This is a genomic window from Gemella haemolysans, from assembly GCF_001553035.1.
GTDB lineage: Bacteria > Bacillota > Bacilli > Staphylococcales > Gemellaceae > Gemella > Gemella haemolysans_B.
On record NZ_KQ959983.1, the window covers coordinates 1 to 1,088 of the forward strand.

The window sequence follows — 1,088 nt, forward strand, 5'->3', positions numbered from 1 at the left end:
TATTCAATATACCTCGTTATTGGACGCTTACTGCCCTTTGGGACTTTCACCCCAGATGTACGACATGCCCGTCGTACCCAAAAAAGCCCTCGAAATAATATCGAGGGCTTTCTTCTATACTTAAAGATTTATTCTAAACAAGATTTATTCTAAACTTTAAATTAGTTTTTATCGTTTTTACGACGTCTTGCCACTGCAAATAATCCAGTTAGCATAGCTAATCCTAAACCTGCTAATCCTGTGTTAGTTTCAGTTGTACCAGTATTTGGTAATTGTTTTTTACTAACATTGTTAGAAGATTTTTCAGTTGCATCTGATTTAGCAACATCTGAAGTATTTACTGTTGTTTCTTCTTCAGAAGAATTTGTTGACGTTTCTGCCGTTGTTCCTTCAACAACTGTTACTGGTACTGTAATAGTTACTTGAGTACCATCAGCTAATTTAAGTGTTACTTTAGCTGTTCCTTTACCTAGGACTGCTGTTTCAGGTTTCTCAACTTTAACAACTTCTACACCTTCTGGTAAGTTTAGTTTTGATAAGATATCTTTATCAGTTAAAACTTCTCCTTGTTTAACAATTACAGTTCCATTTACAAATAGTTTTGATAAATCATATTCTTCTTTTTCAAGAACAACCGCTGAAATGTGGTAAACAAAGTTACGAATTGCTTGTTCTACTTCTTCTTGTGTCGTAGCTTTTTCAATCGCTTCGATTGCTTTCTTAGCTTCGTCTAAAACTCGTGTCTTAGTCGTTGCTTTTTCTGCATCTGTTAGATCAGTTGAATTTTCAAGTTCAGCTAATTTCTTAGCTAATTCACCTTCTACTTCTGCTTTCGCTTTTTCTTTTCCTACTGGGTTTACTGCTTCTACTGCTTTTGTTCCTTCAGCTGCTTTTGCGTCTACTCCAGCTTGATCTGTTGCTGCTTCGATTGCTTTCTTAGCTTCGTCTGCTGCTTTCTTAGCTTCTGCTTTCGCTGCTGCTTTTTCTGCATCTGAAAGTTTGTCGTTAGCTTCGATTGCTTTTTCTTTTTCTGCTAATGCTGCATCTACTGCTGCCTTCGCTTTTTCTTTTCCTACTGGGTTTACTGC

The 1,088-nt window shown here is 36.6% G+C and carries 1 protein-coding gene; it reads right to left on the minus strand.

From position 1 onward, the window contains the following. Nucleotides 1-161 precede the first annotated feature (161 nt). Nucleotides 162-1,088 (minus strand): DUF1542 domain-containing protein (locus HMPREF3186_RS07165; RefSeq protein ID WP_156438989.1); only part of this gene is annotated, 927 nt, incomplete at its 5' end.